General features: G+C 68.9%; 18 protein-coding genes. 11 read left to right on the top strand and 7 right to left on the bottom strand.

Annotation, left to right across the window (positions count from 1 at the left end; translation table 11 throughout):
* The first annotated feature begins 57 nt into the window (after nucleotides 1-57).
* The gene (locus VGN58_RS17960; RefSeq protein ID WP_327484534.1) at nucleotides 58-1,782 is read left to right on the top strand and encodes an ExeM/NucH family extracellular endonuclease; all 1,725 of its coding nucleotides are present in this window, start codon (nucleotides 58-60) and stop codon (nucleotides 1,780-1,782) included.
* A 131-nt stretch (nucleotides 1,783-1,913) separates the two neighbouring features.
* Here VGN58_RS17960 and VGN58_RS17955 read toward each other — a convergent pair whose 3' ends face one another.
* The 5 genes from VGN58_RS17955 to VGN58_RS17935 form a co-directional block, all read right to left on the bottom strand.
* Nucleotides 1,914-2,459 (bottom strand): DUF1697 domain-containing protein, encoded by a 546-nt coding sequence (locus VGN58_RS17955; RefSeq protein ID WP_327484533.1) that lies wholly within the window; start codon nucleotides 2,457-2,459, stop codon nucleotides 1,914-1,916.
* A 40-nt stretch (nucleotides 2,460-2,499) separates the two neighbouring features.
* The gene (locus tag VGN58_RS17950) at nucleotides 2,500-2,745 is read right to left on the bottom strand and encodes a hypothetical protein (RefSeq protein WP_327484532.1); all 246 of its coding nucleotides are present in this window, start codon (nucleotides 2,743-2,745) and stop codon (nucleotides 2,500-2,502) included.
* A 5-nt stretch (nucleotides 2,746-2,750) separates the two neighbouring features.
* Nucleotides 2,751-2,993, bottom strand: a complete 243-nt coding sequence (locus VGN58_RS17945; RefSeq protein WP_327484531.1) for a DUF1653 domain-containing protein — start codon at nucleotides 2,991-2,993, stop codon at nucleotides 2,751-2,753.
* 185 nt (nucleotides 2,994-3,178) lie between these two features.
* Entirely contained in the window at nucleotides 3,179-4,909 is a 1,731-nt protein-coding gene (gene ggt / locus VGN58_RS17940) for a gamma-glutamyltransferase (protein WP_327484530.1), read from the bottom strand.
* Nucleotides 4,910-4,961: 52 nt separating this feature from the next.
* The gene (locus VGN58_RS17935; protein WP_327484529.1) at nucleotides 4,962-5,576 is read right to left on the bottom strand and encodes a tetratricopeptide repeat protein; all 615 of its coding nucleotides are present in this window, start codon (nucleotides 5,574-5,576) and stop codon (nucleotides 4,962-4,964) included.
* 174 nt (nucleotides 5,577-5,750) lie between these two features.
* Here VGN58_RS17935 and VGN58_RS17930 point away from each other — a divergent pair, with 174 nt between their 5' ends.
* Nucleotides 5,751-9,461: an indolepyruvate ferredoxin oxidoreductase family protein gene (locus VGN58_RS17930; RefSeq protein WP_327484528.1), complete on the top strand. Its 3,711-nt coding sequence runs from the start codon at nucleotides 5,751-5,753 to the stop codon at nucleotides 9,459-9,461.
* A 460-nt stretch (nucleotides 9,462-9,921) separates the two neighbouring features.
* On the opposite strand, the gene VGN58_RS17925 is transcribed toward VGN58_RS17930, so the two are convergent.
* Both VGN58_RS17925 and VGN58_RS17920 read right to left on the bottom strand, forming a co-directional pair.
* The gene (locus tag VGN58_RS17925; protein WP_327484527.1) at nucleotides 9,922-10,521 is read right to left on the bottom strand and encodes a DUF938 domain-containing protein; all 600 of its coding nucleotides are present in this window, start codon (nucleotides 10,519-10,521) and stop codon (nucleotides 9,922-9,924) included.
* Nucleotides 10,522-10,593: 72 nt separating this feature from the next.
* Nucleotides 10,594-11,433, bottom strand: a complete 840-nt coding sequence (locus VGN58_RS17920) for an NYN domain-containing protein (RefSeq protein WP_327484526.1) — start codon at nucleotides 11,431-11,433, stop codon at nucleotides 10,594-10,596.
* Between the two features lie 124 nt (nucleotides 11,434-11,557).
* Between VGN58_RS17920 and VGN58_RS17915 the strand changes: the two genes are divergently transcribed.
* From VGN58_RS17915 to VGN58_RS17875, 9 genes are all read left to right on the top strand, one after another.
* Nucleotides 11,558-13,186 (top strand): TldD/PmbA family protein, encoded by a 1,629-nt coding sequence (locus VGN58_RS17915; protein ID WP_327484525.1) that lies wholly within the window; start codon nucleotides 11,558-11,560, stop codon nucleotides 13,184-13,186.
* A gap of 247 nt (nucleotides 13,187-13,433) precedes the next feature.
* A complete protein-coding gene (locus VGN58_RS17910; RefSeq protein ID WP_327484524.1) occupies nucleotides 13,434-15,068 on the top strand; it encodes a TldD/PmbA family protein in 1,635 nt (544 codons plus the stop codon).
* Between the two features lie 97 nt (nucleotides 15,069-15,165).
* Complete coding sequence (locus VGN58_RS17905; RefSeq protein WP_327484523.1) at nucleotides 15,166-16,500, top strand: TldD/PmbA family protein; 1,335 nt, start codon at nucleotides 15,166-15,168, stop codon at nucleotides 16,498-16,500.
* Nucleotides 16,501-16,717: 217 nt separating this feature from the next.
* Nucleotides 16,718-17,395, top strand: coding sequence for a DUF4159 domain-containing protein (locus VGN58_RS17900; RefSeq protein WP_414710833.1), 678 nt, complete (start codon nucleotides 16,718-16,720; stop codon nucleotides 17,393-17,395).
* A gap of 187 nt (nucleotides 17,396-17,582) precedes the next feature.
* Nucleotides 17,583-18,578 (top strand): MoxR family ATPase, encoded by a 996-nt coding sequence (locus VGN58_RS17895; protein ID WP_327484522.1) that lies wholly within the window; start codon nucleotides 17,583-17,585, stop codon nucleotides 18,576-18,578.
* Between the two features lie 10 nt (nucleotides 18,579-18,588).
* Nucleotides 18,589-19,479 (top strand): DUF58 domain-containing protein, encoded by an 891-nt coding sequence (locus tag VGN58_RS17890; protein ID WP_327484521.1) that lies wholly within the window; start codon nucleotides 18,589-18,591, stop codon nucleotides 19,477-19,479.
* The gene (locus VGN58_RS17885; protein WP_327484520.1) at nucleotides 19,476-20,639 is read left to right on the top strand and encodes a BatA domain-containing protein; all 1,164 of its coding nucleotides are present in this window, start codon (nucleotides 19,476-19,478) and stop codon (nucleotides 20,637-20,639) included. Before VGN58_RS17890 ends, VGN58_RS17885 begins: the two co-directional genes overlap by 4 nt.
* A complete protein-coding gene (locus VGN58_RS17880; RefSeq protein ID WP_327484519.1) occupies nucleotides 20,636-22,810 on the top strand; it encodes a hypothetical protein in 2,175 nt (724 codons plus the stop codon). Before VGN58_RS17885 ends, VGN58_RS17880 begins: the two co-directional genes overlap by 4 nt.
* Complete coding sequence (locus VGN58_RS17875) at nucleotides 22,807-24,615, top strand: carboxypeptidase-like regulatory domain-containing protein (protein WP_327484518.1); 1,809 nt, start codon at nucleotides 22,807-22,809, stop codon at nucleotides 24,613-24,615. Before VGN58_RS17880 ends, VGN58_RS17875 begins: the two co-directional genes overlap by 4 nt.
* Nucleotides 24,616-24,643 lie beyond the last annotated feature (28 nt).

Here is a 24,643-nt window from a genome sequence, read left to right as displayed (position 1 = left end):
ATCGTCCGTCACCCGATCCGTTTACCCTTGCTACCTCGCTTTTCCGGTTGCCTCCCGATGACGTCTCCCCGTTCGCTGCTCATCCTCGCCCTGCTTGCCTCGTTGACGCTGCCCGCCTGCGCGGCGATACCCAGGCAGTCCGTCATCCCCATTGGCCAGGTCCAGGGCGAAGGCGCGCGCAGCGCGCTCGACGGGCAGACCGTCACGGTCGAAGGCATCGTCAGCGGCGCATTTCTTGAGGGCCTCGGCGGCTTCTTCGTGCAGGACAGCGGCGACGGCAACCCGAAGACCTCCGACGCGCTGTTCGTTGCCGTCGAAGAGGGAGCGTCCGTGCCGACCCTTGCGGCGGGCGATCGTGTTCGCGTCCGGGGCATCGTCGGCGAGCGCAAGGCCGGCGGCGACGACACGCTCACCGCCCTGCATGCGCCGGTGATCCAGCCGCGTGGCAGGGGCAGCATCACGCCGACGGTGCTGACCGCGCAGCCTGCGGACTGGGAGCCGTACGAAAGCATGCAGGTCCGCATCGACGCGCCGCTGACGCTCAGCGGCACGCACACGCTGGAGCGCTTCGGCGAACTGATCGCCAGCTTCGATGGCCGCCTCTGGCAGCCGAGCGAACTCGCCGCGCCCGGCAGCACGGACGCCGAACGCCTGGCCGACGACAACGCACGCCGCACCCTGCTGCTCGACGACGGCAGCACGCAGCGCGATCCCGCCACCGTCTGGTACATCAGGGATGGCCTGCCGCTGCGTACCGGCACCGTGCTGACCGGCGTGGAAGGCATCGTCGAACAGCGTCTCGGCAGCTGGCGCCTGCAACTCACCGCCGCGCCCACCATCGCCGCGCCACCGCGCCCGGCCGCGCCGCAGGTTGCCGGCAACGTGCGCGTTGCCGCCTTCAACCTGGAAAACCTGTTCAACGGCGACGGCCAGGGCGGCGGCTTCCCCACCGAACGGGGTGCCAAGACGCCCGACCAGCTGAAGGCGCAGATGGCCAAGCTCACCGCCACCATCCGCGGCCTCGATCCCGACATCGCCGCGCTGATGGAGCTGGAGAACGACGGCTACGGTCCCGACTCCAGCCTGGCCCAGCTGGTCGCCGCTCTGAATGCCGGTGGTGGCGCGTGGCGTTTCGTCGATGCGAAGCAAGGTCCCGGCCCGGACAGCATCCGCGTCGGCATCATCTATCGCAGCGACAAGGTGAGGCCCACCGGCAAGCCGGCCACGCTGGAGGAAGGTCCGTTCGGCGAACGCAGCCGCAGCCCGCTGGCGCAGGCGTTCGTGCGCGGTAGCGGCAAACCCTTCGTCATGGTCGCCAATCACCTGAAGTCGAAGGGCTGCTCGGAAGCCACCGGTCTGGATGCCGACCAGAAGGACGGCGCCGGCTGCTGGAATGCGCTGCGGCTGGAGTCGGCCAAGCGCCTTGACGCATGGCTGAAGAGCGACCCCACCCGCACGCGCAGCGATCGCGTGGTGATGCTGGGCGATTTCAACGCCTATGCGATGGAAGATCCGATGCGCTGGCTGCGCCTGGACGCCGGCTGGGTGGATGCGTTCACCCATGCCGGCGTCGACCGCCCCTACAGCTACGTCTACAACGGCCTGACCGGCCGCCTCGATCACGCCCTGCTCAGCCCCTCGCTGGCGAAGCAGCTGCGCGGTGCGGCCGAATGGCACATCAACGCCGACGAGCAGGATGCGCAGGGCTATGCCGAAGGCGATGCGTCCACGCCCTACCGCAGTTCCGACCACGATCCGCTGCTGCTGGGATTCGATCTGTAGGCGGGACGGCCGCCGGCCACTTTCCTGTGGGAGCGACGTCAGTCGCGATGAACCACCGCGGAGATGTCTTCGCGACTCACGTCGCTCCCACAAGATGGCGAAGGTGGGCCAAGGCCCACCCTACGCGTGCACTAGCGTTCGACCTTCTCCACCAGCGCCTGCAGCTTCTGCACGGTCGCCCAGTTGCGCGTCGTTGCGGCCTTTCCCGCCTTGCCGAGCAGCGCCTCGGCTGCCCTGCTTTCCAGGATGCCGCTGGCGCAGTGCAGGTACGCCGCCTGCGTGCCGACATGGAACTGTTCCGGCGCCACGACGTGTGCCCCGATCGCCGACATCGCGGCGAGAACGTTGGCGTCCGCCACGAACGCCACCAGCAGGCGCGAGGCATCCTCAACCGTGTTCGCGAACGGATTTTCCCTGGCGATCAGCGCCAGCTCGCTGGCCGACACCACGATGACGGGCACCTCGACGCCGAGCCGGGTGGCGATGGCGGCCGAAATGTCGGCGGCGAGCCTCTTTGCAGCACCTCTGCCGACCTTGAAGACCACGTTGCCGCTGTTCAGCAGCGTGGCGACATCCGTGTAGCCGAGACCTTCCAGCAGCGCGCGCAGATCCGCCATCGCAATGCGCTTGGCTTTGCCGACGTTGATGCCGCGGAGCAGGGCGACGTAGGTGGTCATGGCGATGTCGGGTCAGGAAAGCGTGGAGAGGCCGAAGCGTTCAGGCGTCATCGCGGCGATCATCGGCGATGCCGCCCAGACACCACGAGGCGAGACCGGCAATCCCCACGCCAATCGCCCAGCCCACGTGCAGATCGAGATGCCAGTGCAGCTGCGACAGGATCAGCGAGGCCACGAAGGCGAGTCCACCGATGATGCTCCAGGGACCGATCGCAGTATTGCCCGCCCGGTAGAATCGCCCATCGTCGCGGTTGATCGAGGCGCGAAGGTTCGACAGCCTTCCCATGCCGCTCACTCGCGTGCAGGCACGACGGGGGCGAACCGGCGCATGCTGCGTCCGTCCACCACGACGTCCTCGCAGAACATCGCATACGGCCGTACCCACAACCCGCCTTCGCCATACAGCGCGCGATACACCACCACCGGCTCCAGCGTCTCGGAGTGCCGCGCCACCGCGACGACTTCGTAGTCGTTGCCCTTGTAGTGGCGATAGAGGCCGGTGGCGAGTTCGGGAAGTGCGGGGAGTGTGGCCATGGTGATCTCGTCGATCCGTAGGGTGGGCCTTGGCCCACCGGTGCGGGCATTGTCCACGAACGGATCGTAGGACGGAGGACCGCAGGATGGGTTGAGCGAAGCGATACCCTTCATGCGAGCCTCAGATGTGCGGCGTTGGGTATCGCTGCGCTCGACCCACCCTCCTCAAGCGATGTTCTGGCCCCTCAATACCCCGCGGCCTGCCCATCCTTGCGGCTCTCGCTAGCGCCGTAGTACACGCCGGTGTCCGGGTCGCGCTTGATCGCCTGGTAGCCGCCGTACGGGCCGAGCGCCCATTCGACGTGGTGGCCCTTGTCCATCAGCGCGCGCACGGTTTCGTAGGGGAAGCCGGACTCCAGCTGCACCACGCCGCCGTCGGTCATCGCCTTGGCGCTGCCGACCGGGTCGGTGGAGCCGTCGTGCTGCACGCGTGGGGCGTCGCCGGCTTCCTGCAGGGTCATGCCGAAGTCGACCAGGTTCATCACGATCTGCACGTGGCCTTGCGGCTGCATCGCGCCGCCCATTACGCCGAAGCTGACCCACGGCTTGCCGTCCTTGGTGAGGAAGGCCGGGATGATGGTCTGGAACGGACGCTTGCCCGGCGCGTAGCAGTTGGGATGCGGCGTGGCGCCCTCGCAGCCGTTCAGCACGAACATCTCGCCGCGGTCCTGCAGGATGAAGCCCAGGCCGGTCGGCGCCATGCCGCTGCCCATGCCGCGGTAGTTGGACTGGATCAGCGAGACCATCATGCCGTCCCTGTCGCCGACGGTCAGGTAGATGGTGTCGCCTTCTTCCAGTTCCTTCGGCGTACCCGGCTGGACTTCGCGCAACACCTTGTCGGGCGAAATGAGTTTCGCGCGGTCGCGTGCGTACGGCTTGGAGATCAGGCGCGCGACCGGCGCGGGCTGGAACGCGGGATCGGCGTACCAGCGCGCGCGGTCGGCGAAGGCCAGCTTCTTGGCTTCCACCAGCAGGTGCACATGCTCGGGACTGCCGAAGGGAATCCGGCTGAAGTCGTAGCCTTCCAGCACGTTGAGCATTTGCAGCGCGGCGATGCCCTGCCCGTTCGGCGGCAGTTCCCACACGTCGACGCCGCGGTAGTTGGTGCTGACCGGTTCGACCCACTCGCCCTGGTGCGCCGCCATGTCCTCGTACGACAGGAAGCCGCCGTTGGCCTTGAAGTACGTGTCGATGGTGCGCGCGATGTCGCCCTTGTAGAACGCGTCGCGACCGCCGTCGGCGATCTTCTGCAGCGTGTCCGCCAGATAGGGGTTCTTCCACATCTCGCCGGTGCGGGGTGCGCGACCCTCGATGGTGAACTGCTCGGTGAAGCCGGGGAACTTCGACAGGCGCGGGACCGAGCGCTCCCAGTAGTAGGCGATGGTCTGGTGGACCGGATGGCCTTCGCGCGCGTAGCGGATGGTCGGTGCCAGCACATCACGCATCGGCAGCTTGCCGAAGCGTCCGTGCAGCGCGAACCAGCCGTCGACCGCGCCGGGCACGCTGACCGGCAATGGGCCATGCGCCGGGATGTCGGTGATGCCCTGTTGCTTGAAATAGTCGAGCGTCAGCGATTTCGGCGACCGGCCGGAGCCGTTGTAGCCGTGCAGCTTCTTCGTCTTCGGATCCCACACGATGGCGAACAGGTCGCCGCCGATGCCGTTGCCGGTGGGCTCCATCAGGCCGAGCGCGGCGTTGGCGGCGATGGCCGCATCCATCGCGGTGCCGCCCCGCTTCATCACGTCCAGCGCGATCTGCGTGGCCAGCGGATGCGAGGTGGCGGCCATCGCGTGCGGCGCGATGACATCGGACCGGGTGGCGAAGGCGCGACCGGTGATGCGGTCGGCGGCGGACGCGGGAACACCGGCGGCGGCGGTCAGCGCCGTGGCCAGGCACAGCGAAGCAAGAGTGCGCATCGTGGACAGGCAATGGCGCGCGGTGCGCGCCTTCACCCGCCGATAGTACGCGCTACGGCCAGACCGGCGGATTGGCCTGCCAGGCGCCCAGCACTTCGGCCAGCGTGTCGCGGTCTTCCTGGCGCCATTCGGGCAGCAGCGTGGCGTAGTTGCGCGCGTCGGTCCACAGCAGCGGCTCGGTGCGCACGGCGGCACCGTACCACTGCACCGCTTCGTCCCGGCGACCCAGCTTCCACAGCGCCAGCGCGAAGGTCGGCGGCATCCACGACGCCCCGCCCACCGCCCCGATCAGGGGCGTCCACTGCTGCAGCGCGGCTTCGTGTTCGCCCAGGCGGTAGAGGTCCCAGCCGTAGTTCCAGCTGATCGAGCGCCACTGGGTGCCGCCGGTCTGGGCGCTGCCGAGTGCCTGCTGGTAGAGCTGGCGGCCCAGGTCGACGCGGCCATCGTTCAGCGCGATGTGCGCCAGTTGCGCGGTGGCCTCGATGGTCTTGCGGCCGCGTTCGCGCGCCTTCACCAGCTGGTCGACGAGGGCATCGCCTTCGACCCCGGTCACGGCGATCACGGGCGCCGCCGCGCGGTCCTCGTCGAAATAGAATTCCTTCGGCTTAGGCACCGTCTGCGCCTGCGCGGAAAACACCACGGATGCCAGCACGGCGGCCAGCAACATGCACTTACCGGATTTCACGTACGTCCCCCAGACACCCCATAACCCCCGGCGTTCATCCTAACCGCTGCAACGCACAACGGCGGAGTGATGGCGGTCACAGAAAAGGCCGCTGTTACAATGCGCGCCTTCACGCCCGAGGGGTTTTCGGGCCACGCCAGCCGCCTTGGGCCCGCCATGACCAGCACCGCCGAACTCACCTCGCCTTCGTCCGCCAATCTGCCGCAGCTCGGGGTGATCGACAGCGATTACACGCTGGAACACAAGTACACGCGCACCGACGGGCGCATCTATCTCAGCGGTGTGCAGGCGCTGGTGCGGTTGCCGCTGATGCAGCGGCTGCGCGACCAGGCCGCCGGTCTCAACACCGCCGGCTTCATCAGCGGCTACCGCGGCTCGCCGCTGGGTGGCTTCGATCTGGAGCTGTGGCGCGCGCGCAAGCATCTCGAGTCCGCCGGCGTGAAGTTCACCCCGGGCCTCAACGAGGACCTCGGCGCCACCATGGTGTGGGGCACCCAGCAGACCAACCTGTTCCCCGGCGCCAAGGTCGATGGCGTGTATGCCATGTGGTACGGCAAGGGTCCCGGCGTGGACCGCTGCGGCGACGTGTTCAAGCACGGCAACGCGGCCGGCACCTCGAAGTTCGGTGGCGTGCTGGCGCTGGCGGCCGACGACCACAACTGCCGCAGCTCGACGCTGCCGCATGGCTCGGAAGACGAATTCGTCAGCGCGATGATGCCGGTGCTGAACCCGGCCGGCGTGCAGGACATCCTCGACCTGGGCCTGGTGGGCTGGGCGATGAGCCGTTACACCGGCCGCTGGATCGGCTTCAAGACGATTGCCGAGACGGTGGAATCGTCGGCGTCCGTGCAGGTGGATCCGTTCGCGCGGCAGATCGTGATGCCGGAAGACTTCGCCATGCCCGCCGGCGGCCTCAACATCCGCTGGCCGAATCCGCCGCTCGACCAGGAGATGCGCCTGCACAAGTACGCGGTGGCGGCGGCGCAGGCGTTCGCGCGGGCGAACAAGGTCGACCGCATCGTGCTGGACTCGCCGCGCGCGCGCCTGGGCATCGTCACCACCGGCAAGAGCTACCTGGACGTGCTGCAGGCGCTGGAATACCTCGGCCTGGACGAGCAGGCCTGCGCCGACATCGGCATCCGCGTCTACAAGGTGGGCATGACCTGGCCGCTGGAACCGGTGGGCATCACCGAATTCGCCAAGGGACTGGAAGACATCGTCGTGGTGGAGGAGAAGCGCGCCTTCATCGAGCGGCAGATGAAGGAGTATTTCTACAACTGGCCAGCCAGTGCGGGCACGCGTCCGTCCATCGTCGGCAAGTACGACGAAGGCGGCGAGTGGATCCTGCCGTCCACCGGCGAACTCACCCCGGCCACCATCGCCGGCGTGATCGGCCGCCGTATCCAGCGCTTCTTCACGACCGAATCCATCGAACAGCGCCTGCGCTGGATGGAGGAGAAGGAAGCCGAGATGGCGCTGCCGCGCGCCAACTTCCCGCGCGTGCCGCACTACTGCAGCGGCTGCCCGCACAACACTTCGACGGTGGTGCCGGAAGGCTCGCGCGCGCTCGGCGGCATCGGCTGCCACTACATGGTCACGTGGATGGACCGTGACACCGACACCTTCACCCACATGGGCGGCGAAGGCGTGACGTGGTCGGGGCAGGCACCGTTCACCGAGACCGAGCACGTCTTCCAGAACCTCGGCGACGGCACGTTCTTCCACTCCGGCTCGCTGGCGGTGCGCCAGTCGGTGGCCACCGGGGTGAACATCACCTACAAGATCCTCTACAACGACGCGGTGGCGATGACCGGCGGCCAGCCGGTGGACGGCACGCTGTCGGTGCCGCAGATCGCCCACATGATGCGCGCCGAAGGCGTGGACACCATCGTCGTGGTCAGCGACGAGATCGGCAAGTGGAGCAAGCGCGAGATCTTCCCCTCGGGCGTGGAGTTCTTCGACCGCCGGGAACTGGACGACGTGCAGCGCCGCCTGCGCGAGGTGAAGGGCGTCTCCATCCTGATCTACGACCAGGTCTGCGCCACCGAGAAGCGCCGCCGCCGCAAGCGCGGCAAGCTGCCGGACCCGGCCAAGCGCACGATGGTCAACACGCTGGTCTGCGAAGGCTGCGGCGACTGCGGCGTGAAGAGCTTCTGCGTCTCGGTGCTGCCGAAGGAGACCGAGTTCGGCCGCAAGCGCGAGATCGACCAGTCGAACTGCAACAAGGACTTCCGCTGCGTCGACGGCTTCTGCCCCAGCTTCGTCACCGTGCACGGCGGCACGCCGCGCAAGGGCAAGAAGGCGAACGCGGCGGACCTGCTCGCGTCGCTGCCGGCGCCGACGTTCAAGTCGGACCTCGGCCAGCCCTGGAACATCCTGATCACCGGCGTCGGCGGCACCGGCGTGGTGACCATCGGCGCGCTGCTCGGCATGGCCGGCCACCTGGAAGGCAAGGGCGCCAGCGTGCTCGACCAGACCGGCCTGGCGCAGAAGGGCGGCGCGGTGACCACGCACATCCGCATCGCGCGCACGCCGGAAGACATCCACGCCGTGCGCATCGCCGCCGGCGAGGCCGACCTGGTGCTGGGCTGCGACATGGTGGTGGTCAACGACTACTGGGTACTGTCGAAGGTGCGCGGCGAGCGCTCGCAGGTGGTGCTGAACACCTACGAGGCGATGCCGGGCACGTTCACCACGCACCCGGACATGCAGTTCCCCGCCACCGACATCATCGCCGGCGTGAAGGTCGCCCTCGGCGGCCGTGATCCGATGCTGGTCGACGCCACGCAGATCGCGACCGCGCTGATCGGCGACGCCATCGGCAGCAACCTCTTCATGCTGGGCTACGCGTGGCAGCAGGGGCTGGTGCCGATCTCGTTCGACGCCATCATGCGCGCGGTCGAGCTCAACGGCGCGGCGATCGAGATGAACAAGACCGCGTTCGCCTGGGGTCGACTGGCGGTGGTGAATCCGCAGGCCGTGCAGGAAGCCGCCGGCCTGATCCGCAACACCCAGACCGAGAGCGAACGCACGCCGGGCACGCTGCAGATCCTGCCGCCGGGCGAGTGGGAGAGCACGGAGTGGGGCGCGAATACCGCGCCGCGCAACCCGGGCAACGAGAGCGAGCTGCGCGGACTGCCCGACAACGGCGCGGGCAGCGGCGATACCGTCGCCTTCCTGCCGCTGGACGACCTGCGCCTGTCGCGCTCGCTGGACGAACTGGTCGCGCGCCGCTCGGCCTTCCTGACCGAGTACCAGGACGCCGCCTATGCGCGCCGCTACACCGACCTGGTGGCGAAGGTGCGCGCGGCCGAGAACATCAAGGCGCCCGGCTCGACCGCGCTGACCGAGGCGGTGGCCCGCTACTTCTTCAAGCTGATGGCGTACAAGGACGAGTACGAAGTGGCGCGCCTCTATACCAGCGGGGACTTCCAGCGCCGGCTGCAGCAGCAGTTCGACGGCGACTACGAGGTGCACTTCCACCTCGCGCCGCCGCTGTTCGCCAAGAAGGACGCGCACGGCCGCCTGATGAAGAAGGAATACGGCCCGTGGATGTTCAAGGCCTTCGGCCTGCTGGCGAAGCTGCGCTTCCTGCGCGGCGGTACGTTCGACGTGTTCGGCTATACCGAGGAGCGCAAGGGCGAGCGCCAGCTGATCGCCGACTACGCGAAGACCGTGGACGAACTGCTGGGCGCGCTGGATGCGGATCGCCTGGGGCTGGCGGTGGAGATCGCCAGCATTCCCGAACACATCCGCGGCTACGGTCACGTCAAGGAGAAGCACCTGCACGCGGCCAAGGCGCGCGAGGCGGAACTGCTGGGCCTGTGGCGCAATCCGAAGTCGCTGCATATCGTGCAGGCCGCGTAAGAACAGAACCCCGCTCCGGCGGGGTTTTCTTCGTGTGGCATGCGCCATGCGCACGATGTTCAGACACTGGAGGTCCGTGGGAGCGACGCAAGTCGCGAACGCGAGCCTGGAGCAATCTTTCGACACGGATCAGAGCGGATAAACGCCGATGAACAAGACTCTACGGTCGACCCGGATTCCGTAGCGTGCGCCATGCGCACGACCTCATGATCCTCCCGACAGCGCCGCGTCGTGCGCAGGGCGCACGCTACGCTGTCAGCTGCACACACGACTCCTCGCCATCCCCGAAATCACGGTGGGAGCGACATCAGTCGCGAGCGCTGTCCTGGGAAAACGTTCGACTCGGATCAGAGCGGAAGATGCGGATGCATCACGTGGTGCATTCTTCTCGATCCGCTGTTCTCGCTCTGATTCGTGTCGAATGAATGCTTTCGATCCGCGGTCGCGACTCACGTCGCTCCTACACGTATGTCCGTCGTCGCCAGACCAGGCAGCGGTTGTTGGCCGGCATGGGGTTGTCTTCGACCAGTGCCAATCCGATGCCGCGCGCCAGCGTATCGACGGCCTTGAAGTCGCGGATGCCCGAGGCGGGATCGCGGTCCTTCAGCCATTGCTCGAAGGCGCGGTTGCTGTCGCTGGTGAATTCGCCGCCATAGTTGAAAGGGCCGTAGACGATCAGCAGACCGTTCGCTTCCAGCACCTTGCTGACGCCGGCGAAGAACGACTCGACCTGCGGCCAGCCCATGATGTGCAGGCTGTTGGCGGTGAAGATCGCGTCGAAGCCGGCGTCGGGCCACGGCCCGTCGACGTCCAGTTCGAAGGCCGCTGGCGTGTTCGGCAACGCCGCGTCGTCCAACCATGCGCCGATGCCCGCCAGGTTGTCCGCGCGATCACTGCTCTGCCACACCAGCCACGGCATGGCCGCCGCGAAGTGCGCCGCATGCTGGCCGGTGCCGCTGCCGATCTCGAGCACGCGACGGGTGCCGGCAAGATGGCGCTGCAGAACCTCCAGGATCGGGCCCCGGTTGCGCTCGCACGACGGCGCAAAGGGTTTGGTCACGAGGCGTAGCGTGCGCCATGCGCACGACCTCGTATCGCCCGAAAGACCATGACGCCGTGCGCGCAGCGCACGCTACGCAGCCCGCACATAGAACCGCTTCGCACCGCCCTCGCCCGCCCGTTCCTCGACGACGAAGTGGCGCGGATGCGCCTTCAGCAGGTCGCTGAGTTTCTTGTGGCCGTACAGGCGGGTGTCGAAGTCCGGACGCACCTTGCTGAGGTAGCTGCCGACGCTGCCGAGGAAGGCCCACCCCTGGTCGTCGCTGGCCTCCTCGATGGCCTGTCGGATCAATCTCAGCGGCAGCGATTCGTTCCGGGCCGGCTCGGCCGCGGGTGCCGCCGTCGGCTCTGCCTGCGCGGCCGGCTTGTTCGCGGTCGGCTTGGCGGACTTCTTCGCCGGCTTCATGGGCTTCGCCGGCGGCGGGGCCGCCGGCGCGGGCGCCTCGCTGCGCAGCACCTCGACGTAGATGAACTTGTCGCAGGCCTGCACGAAGGCGTCCGGCGTCTTGCGCTCGCCGAACCCGTACACGGTCAGCCCCTCTTCGCGCAGGCGCTGCGCCAGCCGGGTGAAGTCGCTGTCGCTGGAGACCAGGCAGACGCCGTCGAAGCGGCGCGTGTACATCAGGTCCATCGCATCGATGATCAGCGAGCTGTCGGTCGCGTTCTTGCCGCTGGTGTAGGCGAACTGCTGCACCGGGTTGATCGAGTGCTTCAGCAGCGCCTGCTTCCACTGCGTCATGCGGGTGCTGGTGAAATCGCCGTAGATGCGCTTGACGCTGGCCACGCCGTACTTGGCGGTTTCCGCCAGCAGGCCCTCGATCACGGCGGGCTGCGCGTTGTCGGCGTCGATCAGCACCGCCAGTCGCGGCTGCTCTTCGTCGTTCTCGGACCGTCCGAGCGGGCGGGACTTCATGGGCGCGATTCCTGTGCGGGATGCGGCGCATTGTGCACCACGTCGCCGTGGCATGACCGGCGTCACTTGACGCTGCGGCGCGCGCCGACGACAGTCCGGGGGCTTCCGTTTCCGGACCCGATCCATGCAACGACGCGACTTCCTCGCCCTCGGCGGCCTTTCCGTGGCAGGCCTCCTGTTGCCCGGCACGCGCGTCATCGCCGCCGAGGCCCTGCTGGAACCGGGCGACGTGGCGAAGAAGAAGCGCCTGGCCGACGCCGCGCTGGCGGCGGCGACCGCGGCGGGCGCGACCTACTGCGACGTGCGCATCGGCCGCTACCTGCGGCAATCGCTGATCACCCGCGAGGACAAGGTGCAGAACGTGGTGAACAGCGAATCTTCCGGCGTCGGCGTGCGCGTGATCGCGCAGGGCGCGTGGGGCTTCGCGGCGACCCACGACCAGACCGCCGACGGCGTGGCCGCGGCGGCACGGCAGGCGGTGGCGATCGCGCGCGCCAACGCGCGCATCCAGGGCAAGCCGGTACAGCTCGCACCGCTGGCAGGCGTCGGCGAGGTCGCGTGGAAGACGCCGATCGTCAAGAACGCCATGGCGGTGCCGGTGAAGGAGAAGGTGGAACTGCTGCTCGGTGCCAACGCCACCGCGCTGGCGGCCGGTGCCAGCTTCGCGGCCTCGCGCATGTTCGTCATCAACGAGCAGAAGTACTTCGCCAGCACCGACGGTTCGTACATCGACCAGGACGTCCACCGCATCTGGGTGCCCTTCACGGTGACCGTGGTCGACACGGCGACGGGGAGGTTCAAGACGCGCGACGGGCTGTCCGCGCCGATGGGCATGGGCTACGAATACCTGGACGCCAATCCCGCCGACAAGGTCGCGCTGCCCGGCGGCGTGGTGGCGTACGGTGCGTCCTACGACCTGCGCGAGGACATCGTGGCCGCGGCCAGGCAGGCACGCGCCAAGCTGACCGCGCCGTCGGTCAAACCCGGCAAGTACGACCTGGTGCTTGACCCCTCCAACCTGTTCCTGACCATCCACGAGAACGTGGGCCATCCGCTGGAACTGGACCGCGTGCTCGGCTACGAGGCCAACTACGCCGGCACCAGCTTCGCCACGCTCGACAAGCGCGAGCAGCGCTTCCAGTGGGGCAGCCCGATCGTCAACTTCACCGCCGACAAGACCGAACCGCGCAGCCTGGGCGCGGTGGGCTACGACGACGAAGGCGTGAAGACGCGCCGCTGGGACCTGGTGAAGGATGGCGTGCTGGTCAACTACCAGGCCACGCGCGACGAGGTGCATATCCTCGGCGAGGACGCGTCGCACGGCTGCAGCTACGCGGACTCGTGGAGCAGCGTGCAGTTCCAGCGCATGGCCAACGTGTCGCTGGCGCCGGGCAAGACGCCGCTCACGGTCGCCGAGATGGTGAAGGACGTGGAGAACGGCCTCTACATCCATGGCCGCGGTTCCTATTCCATCGACCAGCAGCGCTACAACGCCCAGTTCGGCGGCCAGCTGTATTTCGAGATCAGGAACGGCGAAGTCACCCGCCAGGTCGAGGACGCCGCGTACCAGATCCGCACCCCGGAATTCTGGAACGCCTGCACCGCGATCTGCGACGCCCGCGACTTCCGTCTCGGCGGCTCCTTCTTCGACGGCAAGGGACAGCCCAGCCAGGTGTCGGCGGTCTCGCACGGCTCGGCGACCACGCGCTTCAACGGCATCAACATCATCAATACCGCGCGCAGTCTGGGGTGAAGAGCCGGGAATGGGGATTCGGGAGTGGAGATTCGCAGGAGCGCCACCGCGGTCGGCCCCGGATCGCGCACGCTGTTGCCAATCCCGAATCCCGAATCCCCAATCCCGTCGCTCTATGCCTAAAGTCATTTGACGCTGTCGGCACGCGGGGCAAGAATCGGGAGTGACCTGCGCGGGGATGGCGTGGGCCGCAGCGTTACCGTCGCAGCCCCGCCTGCTCCGCAGGCCCAACCGGTGGAGAACAGCCTTGCAACGTCGTGACTTCCTGGCCCTGACCGGCCTGACCGTGGGCGGCCTGATGGTGCCGTCCTACTTCGGCAAGGCGATCGCCGCCGAGCAACTCCAGTCCACCCTCGATGTCGCGCTGAAGAAGCGCCTGGCCGACGCCGCGCTGGCCGCGGCCAAGCAGGCCGGTGCGACCTACTGCGACGTGCGCATCGGCCGCTACCTGCGCCAGTTCGTGATCACCCGCGAGGACAAGGTGCAGAACGTGGTGAACACCGAGTCCACCGGCGCCGGCATCCGCGTGATCGCCAACGGCGCCTGGGGCTTCGCCGCCACCAACACGCTGACCGCCGAGGGCGTGGCCGCCGCCGCGCGCCAGGCCGCCGCCATCGCCGCCGCCAACAGCAAGACGCAGACCGCGCCGGTGCAGCTGGCCAAGGCGCCGGGCTTCGGCGAGGTGTCGTGGAAGACGCCGATCAGGAAGAACGCGATGGAGGTGCCGATCAAGGACAAGGTCGACCTGCTGCTGGGCGTCAACGCCGCCGCGATCAACGCCGGCGCCGACTTCGTCAACTCCATGATGTTCGTGGTCAACGAGCAGAAGTACTTCGCCAGCACCGACGGCTCCTACATCGACCAGGACGTGCACCGCCTCTGGGTACCGATGACGGTCACCGCGATCGACAAGGCCACGGGCAAGTTCCGCACCCGCGACGGCCTGTCCTCGCCGGTCGGCATGGGCTACGAATACCTGGACGGCGATGCGTCGCAGAAGTACACCACGCCGAACGGCGTGATCAACTACGGCCTGTCCTACGACATGCAGGAGGACGCCATCGCGTCCGCCAGGCAGGCCCGCGCCAAGCTGACCGCGGCGTCGGTCAAGCCCGGCAAGTACGACCTGGTGCTGGATCCCTCGCACACCTGGCTGACCATCCACGAGAACGTCGGCCATCCGCTGGAACTGGACCGCGTGCTGGGCTACGAGGCCAACTACGCCGGCACCAGCTTCGCCACCCTGGACAAGCGCAACGAGGCGTTCCAGTACGGCAGCGGCATCGTCAACCTGTTCGCCGACAAGGTGCAGACCGGCAGCCTGGGCGCGGTCGGCTACGACGACGAAGGCGTCAAGACCAAGCGCTGGGACCTGGTGAAGGAAGGCAAGCTGGTCGACTACCAGACCATCCGCGACCAGGCCCACATCCTGGGCAAGGACGAATCCGACGGCTGCTGCTACGCCGACTCGTGGAGCAGCGTGCAGTTCCAGCGCATGGCCAACGTGTCGCTGGCGCCGGGCAAGACCAAGTTGTCGGTCGCCGACATGATCAAGGACGTCGAGAACGGCATCTACATCATCGGCGACGGGTCGTTCTCGATCGACCAGCAGCGCTACAACGCGCAGTTCGGCGGCCAGCTGTTCTACGAGATCAAGAACGGCAGGATCACCCAGCAGATCGAGGACGTGGCCTACCAGATCCGCACGCCGGAGTTCTGGAACGCCTGCGTGGCGATATGCGACGAGAGCGACTACCGCCTGGGTGGTTCGTTCTTCGACGGCAAGGGCCAGCCCGGCCAGGTGTCCGCGGTCTCGCACGGGTCGTCCACCGCGCGCTTCAACGGCATGAACGTCATCAACACCGCCCGCAGCCTGGGATGACACCTGGAGAGCCGGGCTTGCCCGGCTGCGTCAGACGTAGGTCCTGCCACACAACGAAGAGCAGCGGAGCGAGCTCCGCTCTACAAGGAAAAACTCCATGAGCATCCTCACCGAAGCGCAGGCCAAGGCCATCCTGGACAAGGTCCTGGCGCTGTCCAAGGCCGACGAGTGCACCGCGTCCCTCACCGGCTCCGTCGACGGCAACATCCGGTTCGCGCTGAACAACGTCTCCACCAGCGGCATCGTCAGCAACACCGACCTGGCCGTGCAGGTCGCGTTCGGCAAGCGCACCGGCGTGGCGACGATCAACGAGTTCGACGACGCCGCGCTGGAGCGCGTGGTCCGCCGCGCCGAAGACCTCGCCCGGCTGGCGCCGGAGAACCCCGAGTTCATGCCGGCCGTCGAGAAGCAGACCTACAAGCCCTCGCCCACCTTCAGCGAATCCACTGCCGCCATCACGCCGGAGTTCCGCGCGCAGGTCGCGGCCGATTCCATCGCGCCGTGCAAGGCCGAGAAGCTGATCGCCGCCGGCTTCCTGGAAGACGGCCAGAGTTTCGTCGCCTTCGCCAACAGCAAGGGCAACTTCGGCTACCAGAAGGCGACCGCGTTCAACTACACCTGCACGGTGCGCACCGAGGACGGCCGCGGTTCCGGCTGGGTCGGCCGCAACCTGAAGGATGCGAACGCCTTCAAGGCCGACAGCGACATCCGCACCGCCATGCGCAAGGCCAGCGAGTCGGCCGACGCCAAGGCGCTGGAACCGGGCAAGTACACGGTCATCCTGGAGCCCGCCGCGGCCGCCGGCCTGATCTCCTTCATGATGAACTTCTTCGACGCGCGCCAGGCCGACGAAGGCCGCAGCTTCCTGTCCAAGAAGGGCGGCGGCAACAAGCTGGGCGAACAGGTCTACGACCCGCGCGTCAACATCAGCGCCGACCCGTGGCACCCCGGTGCCGAGGTGATGCCGTGGGACAGCGAGGGCCTGCCGCGCGAGAAGATGGCCATCGTCGAGAACGGCAAGGTGGTCAACCTGCAGTACTCGCGCTTCTGGGCGCAGAAGCAGGGCAAGCGCGCGATCGGTTCTCCGGGCAACCTGCTGGTCGCCGGTGGCACCAAGTCCACCGCCGAACTGGTCGCCGGCACGCAGAAGGGCATCCTGGTCACGCGCACCTGGTACATCCGCATGGTCGATCCGCAGACCGTGCTGCTGACCGGCCTGACCCGCGACGGCACGTTCTACATCGAGAACGGCCAGATCAAGCATCCGGTGAAGAACTTCCGCTTCAACGAGTCGCCGGTGATCATGCTCAACAACATCGAGGAACTGGGCAGGCCGGTGCGCGTGGCCGGCGACGAGTCCAGCTTCGTGATGATGATCCCGCCGATGAAGCTGCGCGATTTCACCTTCACCTCGTTGTCCGACGCGGTGTAACGGTGCTGCCCCTCCCCCGCTTGCGGGGGAGGGCTGGGGTGGGGACCCGACGAAGCCGCCTGCGCATCCGCGCCACGGATCGCACCGACGCCCGCTCCTTCTCTCGACGCCTTTCGATGAAACCCCTTCTGCCCTCACCCCCATCCCAGCCTTCCCCCGCATGCGGAGGAAGAGGCGGTTCACCGTGGGGATGACGCGCAGCGAGTTCCTGCGACTCATGGCCGGCGGCCTCGCGGGCGCGCTGCTGGCCGGCGCTACCCGCGGTGCGCATGCGGCGGGCAACTACGACTTCTGGTTCACCCGCCTGAAGTACGACTCGGGTGATTGGGACGTGGATGCGCGCATGCCGTCCAACCTGATCACCTCGCTGATCGACTACACCAGCCTGCGCGTGGACCCGAAGGAACACGTGCTGGCGCTGTCCGACCCGCGCATGCTGGCCGCGCCGTTCTGCTACCTGGCCGGGCACAAGCTGGTCGACTTCAATCCGGCCGAGAAGCGCAACTTCGAGCGCTACGTGCGCAACGGCGGCTTCGTCTTCGTCGACGACTGCAACCACGACATCGACGGGCTGTTCGCCAAGTCGTTCGAGGCGCAGATGGCGGCGATCTTCGGCGCGAAGGCGATGAAGAAGCTGCCCAACACGCACGCGATCTATTCCTCGTTCTTCAAGTTCGACGGTCCACCGGCCACCAGCTTCGAGCTCAACGGATGGGGCGACGACCTGGTGCACGAGTACCTGCAGGGCATCGAGATCAACGGCCGCCTCGGCGTGCTGTACAGCAACAAGGACTACGGCTGCGAGTGGGACTACGACTGGCGCAACAAGCGATTCCTGGCCGAGGACAATACGAAGTTCGGCGTCAACCTCGTGATCTATGCGTTGACGACATGAACCCGTTCGCCTGCCGCACGCTCTCCAACGTCATCCCAGCGAACGCTGGGATCCATTTTCGCTTTCTCGCGGACCGCACACGAACCATCAAAGATGCAAAAGCAACGTCAAACTGGATCCCAGCGTTCGCTGGGATGACGGTACGTCCTATTGCAACCCGCTGCATTGAAAGCAGTAAGGAAACCCCATGACCACCTCCCTCACCGAATCCGACCTCCAGCAGCAACTCGCGAAGCTGGGCGAACTCCGCGCCGCCATCGCCCAGGCCATCGTCGGCCAGCAGGACGTGGTGGAGCAGCTGCTGATCGGCCTGCTCGCGGGCGGGCACTGCCTGCTCGAAGGCGTGCCCGGCCTCGGCAAGACGCTGCTGGTGCGCTCGCTGGGCGAGGCGCTGCACCTGCAGTTCCGCCGCGTGCAGTTCACGCCGGACCTGATGCCCAGCGACATCCTCGGCACCGAACTGCTGGAGGAAGATCACGGTACCGGCCATCGCCATTTCCGTTTCCAGCCCGGCCCGATCTTCACCAATCTCCTGCTCGCTGACGAACTGAACCGCACGCCGCCGAAGACGCAGGCGGCGCTGCTGGAAGCGATGCAGGAACGCACGGTCAGCTACGCCGGCACCACGCATGCGCTGCCCTCGCCGTTCTTCGTGCTGGCCACGCAGAATCCGCTGGAACAGGCCGGCACGTATCCGTTGCCGGAAGCGCAGCTGGACCGCTTCCTGCTGCACGTCCGCGTCGACTACCCGACCGAACAGGAAGAGCACGACATCCTGGCGCAGACCACCGGCCGTGCCGGCGGCGCGGTGCCGCGGGTGATGGAAGGCGAGGCCGTGCTGGCGCTGCAGCGACACGTGCGCGATGTGCACGTCAGCGAGGACCTGCTGCGCTGGATCACGAAACTGGTGCGGGCGAGCCGTCCCGGCGACGGCGTGCCCGACGAGATCCGCAAGTACGTGCGCTGGGGCGCGGGTCCGCGCGCCGGCCAGTCGCTGGTGCTCGCGGCGAAGGCGCGCGCCCTGTTGCACGGCCGCCTGGCCGCCACGCGCGAGGACATCGTGGCACTGGCGAAGCCGGTGATGCGCCACCGCCTGCTGCTGTCGTTCGCGGCGGAGGCGGAGCAGGTCAGCGCCGACGACGTGATCGCCGCGCTGCTGCGCGGCGTGCCGCTCGCCGCCTGATCGACGCTCCATGGCGCACGACCTGATCCCCGCCGACGTCCGCAGCCGGTTGAAGGACCTGCGGCTGACCGCGCGCCGTGCCATCGGCGCGCAGGGGATCGGCGTGCACCACAGCCGCAGCCGCGGTGCCGGACTGGAGTTCGCGCAGTACCGTGCCTACGAGCCGGGCGACGAACTGCGGCAGATCGACTGGAAGCTGTACGCGCGCTCGGACCGTTTCTTCGTACGCGAAGCCGAGCGCGAGAGCCCGCTGACGGTGTGGATCGTGCTCGACGCCACCGCCTCGATGAACCAGCGCGATGGTGAACGCGGCACGCGCTTCGATGCCGCGCGCCGACTCACCGCCTGCATCGCGGAGCTGGCGTTGCGCCAGGGCGACCGCTTCGGCCTGCTGATGCTGCACGGTGACGGCGTGCGCCTGGTCTCGCCGGGCAACGGCGCACGCCAGCGCGACCAGCTGCTGCTGGCACTGCATGGACTGACGGCCGGCGGCACGTTTCCTGCGGCCGAAAAACTTTCCCCGGTCTGGGAACGCATCGGTGCCGGCGATCTGGTGATGGCACTGAGCGATGGCTTCGACGAGGCGATGGTCGCGCTGATGGAACGGCTGGCCGCCGCGCGGCGCGAAGTGCTGGCGATCCAGTTGCTGACGACGGACGAGCGCGACTTCCCATTCACCGGCGGCCATCGCTTCCGCGATCCGGAAACTGGCGAGGAACTGCTGGGCGATGCCGCCGCGCTGCGTGCGGATTACCTGCAGCGCTTCGCCGAAGCGCAGCGCCTGCTCGACGCGCGCCTCGACGCCAGCGGCATCCGACACGCGCGCTACTACACCGACCAGCCGCTGGACCTGCCGCTGCGGCGGCTGTTCGGCGCCCGCGACGCGGCGGAGTACGCATGAGCCTGGCGTTGCTGCTGCCTGCCGGCCTGGCCGCGCTCGCTGCGCTGCTGCTGCCGCTGCTGCTGCATCTGGCGCGTCGCCACGAACAGACGCCGACCGACTTCGCCGCGCTGCGCTGGCTGCGGCAGAAACCCAAGCCGCGCCACCGCATCCGCTTCGACGAATGGCCGCTGCTGTTGCTGCGCCTGCTGCTGCTCGCGTTGCTGGCGCTGTGGCTGGCGCGGCCGGTGCTGTCGGGCATGGACGACGCACGTCCGTGGATCGTCGCCGTGCCCGGCGTGGATGCGACAGCGATACGCACGCAAGCAGGCGATGCGCAGGCGCGTCTGCACTGGCTGGCGCCCGGCTTTCCGTCGCTGGACGACGCCGCGCCCGCAGGCACACCCGCCGTGGCCAGCCTGCTGCGCCAGCTGGATGCCGAACTGCCGGCGGGCACGCCGCTGACCGTCGTCGTGCCGGCGACGCTGCAAGGCGCGGACGCGGAGCGCCCCGTACTGTCGCGCGCAGTGACGTGGAACGTCGTCGAAGGCGCAATGCCGGCGCCACCCGCACCCGCGTCGGCGCCGCCCACCCTGGCCGTGCGCCACGCGGCAGGCAACGACACGGGACTGCGCTATCTGCGCGCCGCTGCGCTGGCCTGGCAACCCGCGTCCTCGACATCGCCGACGTTGCAGGTCGGCGCGGCTGACGAAGCACTGCCGGGCACCACGATGCCGCTGGTCTGGCTGGTGCCCGGCCCGGTGCCCGCAGCCGTCGTGCAGTGGATCGCGTCCGGCGGCACGGCGCTGCTGGCGAACGACAGCACGCTCGACGGTTTCGCTGCCGATGCAACGCCATGGCGCGATGCCGATGGCGTCCCGCTGGTCGAAGCGGCCACGCGCGGCAACGGCCGCGTGCTGCGATTCACCCGGCCGCTGCGGCCAGATGCGATGCCGGAACTGGTCGAGGCCGACTTTCCGCAGCGCCTGCGTGCATTGTTCGATACGCCCGTTGCGTCTCCCAGCCGCGTGCTGGCGAGCGACTATGCGCCGGTCACCGGCGGCGCGACGTATCCCGTCGCACCGCGCGACCTGCAGCCCTGGCTGGCGCTGCTGATCGCGCTGCTGGTGCTGGTCGAACGATGGATGGCGACGCGACGCACGCGGAGCGTGGCGCCATGACGTGGTCGGCGACCGACCGTCTCTTGCAGGTGCGTCGGCACGCGTTGCTCGGCCAGCTGCTGCTGGGTGCGGCGATCCCGGTCGCCGTGGGTGCGGTGCTGTGGCGGATGGCATCGCCCGCGGTCGCCGTCGTCATCGCCGTCACCGGCATCGCGCTGCTGGCGTTCCTCGCCTGGCGGCGGACCGCCGTGTTCGACACACCGTGGCTGGTCCGTCAGCTCGATGCGCGACGCGCCGATCTGGACGACAGCGCCGATCTGCTGCTGACGCCGCCCGCCGCACTGACGCCGCTGCAGCAGTTGCAGCAGACGCGCGTGCGTGAGCGCCTGCGCGCACAGCCGGCGCCGGACCTGCGCTCGCCGTGGCCATGGGCACGGATCGGCGCGCTGTGGCTGGCCGCCGCCGTCGTGATGGCGGCGACCGCACTGTGGTCTCCAGGCCGCGATGATGCAGGCCCACTCGCCGCTTCGGACGAACCCGCACCGGCCGCACCCGGCATTCCTCATCTCGTCGCCCAGCGCCTGCACGTGGCGCCGCCGGCCTACACCGGCATCGCCGCCCATGCGGAACCGACACTCGATGCGAAGGCGCCGGTCGGCTCGCGACTGACCTGGACCTTGCGCTTCGAGCCGCAGCCGACCGCGGCGACGCTGGTCTTCCACGACGGGCAACGGACCGCACTGACGCGCGACGGCGACACGTGGCGCGCGACGCATCTGCTGGCGAAGTCGACGCTGTACCGCGTGGTCGCTGCCGGCACGGACGGCCAGCCGCCGACGAAGCTGCGCCGGCTGGATGCCATCCCCGACCGCACGCCGGAGGTGAAGGTGCTGGCACCGGACCGCGGCCTCAGCCTGGTGACGGTCGGGCAGGCGCGATGGCCGCTCGCCTTCGAGGCCCGCGACGACTACGGCATCGCCCCGACCGCCACGCTGAAACTGACGCTGGCGCAGGGCAGCGGCGAGAACATCGCGTTCAAGGAACAGGTAATGACACTGCGCGGCAGCGGTCCGGCGACGGCGCGCCGCTTCAGCGCCTCGCTCGACCTGAAGGCGCTGGGCATGGCCGTCGGCGACGACCTGATCGCGCAGCTCACCGTGCAGGACACGCGCTCGCCGTCGCCGCAGCGCGCGCAGAGTCCCGGTCTGATCCTGCGCTGGCCGGCGGACCTGGGCCAGGAAAGCACCGGCCTGGAAGGGCTGGTGAAGAAGGTGATGCCGGCGTACTTCCGCAGCCAGCGCCAGATCATCATCGACGCCGAAGCGCTGCAGAAGCAGAAGCGCAGCCTGGCGGCCGACACCTTCGTCACCCGTTCCGACGCGATCGGCGTGGACCAGCGCATCCTGCGCCTGCGCTACGGCCAGTTCCTCGGCGAGGAAGCCGAAGGCGAGCCGCAACCGCCGCCGACCAACGACGCCGAGGACGGACACACCGACGACGATGGTCACGACCACACCGGCGACACCGCGCACGCCGAGGACGGACACGACCACGGCGGAGCGACCAGCGCGACCGGCGCCAGCTTCGGCCGCGAAGCCGACGTGCTGGAAGCCTACGGCCACACGCATGACCATGCCGAAGCGGCGACGCTGCTCGATCCGGAGACGCGCGCGACGTTGAAGAAGGCGCTGGACCAGATGTGGCAGTCGGAGCTGCACCTGCGCCAGGGTCATCCGGACCGCGCGCTGCCGTTCGCGTACAAGGCGCTGGAGTACATCAAGCAGGTGCAGCAGGCCACGCGCATCTACCTGGCGCGGGTGGGGCCGGAACTGCCGCCGATCGACGAGACGCGCCGGCTCGGCGGCGACCGCACCGGCATCGCGCCGCGTCCGCTGGGCGCGTTGGCGCGCGCGCAGGACGATGAGGCGCCGGCACCGGCGCGTGCCTGGTACGCGCTGGCGAGCGACGGCGTGCCGGCCGACGTGGCGGAACTCGATGCGCTGCAGGCCTGGCTGCGCGGCAACGAAGCGCGCGTGCCGGATGCGCTGGACCTGTTCGCCGCCATCGACGAAGTGCGCGGCGATCCGGCGTGCGCGCCGTGTCGCCAGCGCCTGCGCGCGCTGCTGTGGTCGGCCTCTGCGCAGCCGCCGGCGCAGGTACCGCGTCGCGGCGCGGCGGATGAGGCGGGTCGGCGCTACCTGGACGCATTGCGGCAGGAGCCTGCGCGATGAACCTGGCCGCGTCGTTGGCCGTGCTGCTGGCGCTCGCCGTGGCGATGGCGTGGCTGCGCCTCGCGTTGTGGCGTCGCAGGACACCGCATGACCGCAGGGGTTCGCCGACGCGCTTCGTCTTGTTGTGCGCGCTGCAACCGGTGGTCGCGGTGCTGCTCTATCTCACCCTCCTGCCGCCGCGCCAGACCGCGACCACCGGCACGCTGGTGGTGATGACCGCGCAGGCGGACCGCGTAGCGCTGCCCGCGACGCTGCAAGGCCAACCGCGCGTCGCGTTGCCGGAAGCACCGGCCGGCATCGATGCCGAACGCGTGCCGGATCTCGGGACCGCATTGCGCCGTCATCCGGACGTCCATGCGCTGCACATCGTCGGCGCCGGCCTGGAAGCGCGTGACCGCGACGCCGTCGGCGATCACGCACTCGCATTCTCCGCATCGGCGCTGCCGCGCGGCATCGTGCAGCTTTCTCCCATCGCCCCCGTGGCGACGGGCGCCCCCTTCCCCGTCAGCGGCCGCGTGCATGGCGTCCCGCAGGCGACGGTGGTCCTGCGTGATCCGGCAGGCCAGCGCATCGATGCGACGACGGTCGATGCGCAGGGCGGTTTCCGCCTCGACGGACTGGGCCGTCTGCCCGGGCCGGCGTCGTTCCGCGTCGAAGTGCTGGATGCGCAGCGGTCGGTGGTCGATGCCGCCACCGTGCCGGTGTGGACGCAGCCCGCGCCGGCGCCCCGGGTCTGGGCCCTGGCCGGCGCGCCGAATGCGGAATGGAAGTACCTGCGCCGCTGGGCCGCTGACGCGGGGATGCCGCTGCATCTGCAGATCAGCCTGGGCGGCGGCCTGCAGCTGGGCGACGCGCCGCTGCCGATGACGGCCGACACGCTGCGCCGCTTCGACCTGGTGCTGCTGGATGCGCGCAGCGCCGCCGCGCTCGGCGACGGACAACGCGCAGCCCTCGTGGCGGCGGTCCGTGACGGCCTCGGTGTGCTGGTGCGCACCGATGGCGCGCTGGCACCGGGCGTGCAGCGCATGCTCGGCCTGGCGCTCGCCGGCAGCGACGAAGCCGAGCTCCAGCTACCGCGTCCCGCACCCGACGACGATGCCTGGCGCGCGCGCCGCGGCGCCGGCACGGCGGACGCACCGGTCGATGCGGAGGCGGTTCCGGCCGGCCTGCCGACACTGACGCGGCGAGCGCTGCGCACGGCGTCGCCGGACGCGATCCCGCTGCTGCGCGCGGCCGACGGCACGGCCATCGCGTGGTGGCGGGCAGAGGGACGCGGGCGGATCGGCGCGTGGACGCCGACCGACACCTACGCGCTGGTGCTGGCCGGCCATGGCGATACGCATGCCGCGCTGTGGGCGCAGGCGCTGGGCACGCTCGCGCGGACGGGCACGGAGAGGGCGCTGGCGACGCCGGACGACGCACGCGTGTCGCAACGCGTGGCGCTGTGCGGCCTCGCCGACGACGCCCAGGTCACCGCGCCGGACGGCACCGTCACCCGCGTGCAGCGCGATGCCGCCACCGGCGCCGCCCGCTGCGGCGGCTTCTGGCCGCGCACGGCGGGATGGCACCGGCTGGCAACGGGCACGACGACGGCGCCGTTCTTCGTCCGCGCGACGGACGATGCACCGCACCTGCACGCGACCGTGGTGCGCGAACAGACCCGGCGGCTGGCATCGCGATCTCCCACCGCCGCCGCGTCCGCAACGGAAGGCACCCGCGGGCCGGCGTGGCCGTGGTTCCTCGGCTGGCTGTTCGCCGCCGCCCTGCTCTGGTGGCTGGAGCGACGGCGGCCCGTGGCGACCTGAGCAGACCCGGGTTTCCGGCCCGTTCGTG

Source organism: Pseudoxanthomonas sp. (assembly GCF_035999195.1).
Classification (GTDB): domain Bacteria; phylum Pseudomonadota; class Gammaproteobacteria; order Xanthomonadales; family Xanthomonadaceae; genus Pseudoxanthomonas_A.
This window is presented reverse-complemented; position numbering and strand designations above follow the sequence as displayed.

Bases quoted from the DNA above. Each gene is read 5' to 3' on its own strand.
- VGN58_RS17955 (WP_327484533.1), bottom strand. From the start codon at position 2,459: ATGACCACCTACGTCGCCCTGCTCCGCGGCATCAACGTCGGCAAAGCC.
- VGN58_RS17945 (WP_327484531.1), bottom strand. From the start codon at position 2,993: ATGGCCACACTCCCCGCACTTCCCGAACTCGCCACCGGCCTCTATCGC.
- VGN58_RS17900 (WP_414710833.1), top strand. From the start codon at position 16,718: ATGGCCGGCGGCCTCGCGGGCGCGCTGCTGGCCGGCGCTACCCGCGGT.
- VGN58_RS17905 (WP_327484523.1), top strand. From the start codon at position 15,166: ATGAGCATCCTCACCGAAGCGCAGGCCAAGGCCATCCTGGACAAGGTC.
- VGN58_RS17920 (WP_327484526.1), bottom strand. From the start codon at position 11,433: ATGAAGTCCCGCCCGCTCGGACGGTCCGAGAACGACGAAGAGCAGCCG.
- VGN58_RS17885 (WP_327484520.1), top strand. From the start codon at position 19,476: ATGAGCCTGGCGTTGCTGCTGCCTGCCGGCCTGGCCGCGCTCGCTGCG.
- ggt (WP_327484530.1), bottom strand. From the start codon at position 4,909: ATGCGCACTCTTGCTTCGCTGTGCCTGGCCACGGCGCTGACCGCCGCC.
- VGN58_RS17895 (WP_327484522.1), top strand. From the start codon at position 17,583: ATGACCACCTCCCTCACCGAATCCGACCTCCAGCAGCAACTCGCGAAG.
- VGN58_RS17880 (WP_327484519.1), top strand. From the start codon at position 20,636: ATGACGTGGTCGGCGACCGACCGTCTCTTGCAGGTGCGTCGGCACGCG.
- VGN58_RS17930 (WP_327484528.1), top strand. From the start codon at position 5,751: ATGACCAGCACCGCCGAACTCACCTCGCCTTCGTCCGCCAATCTGCCG.
- VGN58_RS17915 (WP_327484525.1), top strand. From the start codon at position 11,558: ATGCAACGACGCGACTTCCTCGCCCTCGGCGGCCTTTCCGTGGCAGGC.
- VGN58_RS17950 (WP_327484532.1), bottom strand. From the start codon at position 2,745: ATGGGAAGGCTGTCGAACCTTCGCGCCTCGATCAACCGCGACGATGGG.
- VGN58_RS17960 (WP_327484534.1), top strand. From the start codon at position 58: ATGACGTCTCCCCGTTCGCTGCTCATCCTCGCCCTGCTTGCCTCGTTG.
- VGN58_RS17875 (WP_327484518.1), top strand. From the start codon at position 22,807: ATGAACCTGGCCGCGTCGTTGGCCGTGCTGCTGGCGCTCGCCGTGGCG.
- VGN58_RS17935 (WP_327484529.1), bottom strand. From the start codon at position 5,576: ATGTTGCTGGCCGCCGTGCTGGCATCCGTGGTGTTTTCCGCGCAGGCG.
- VGN58_RS17890 (WP_327484521.1), top strand. From the start codon at position 18,589: ATGGCGCACGACCTGATCCCCGCCGACGTCCGCAGCCGGTTGAAGGAC.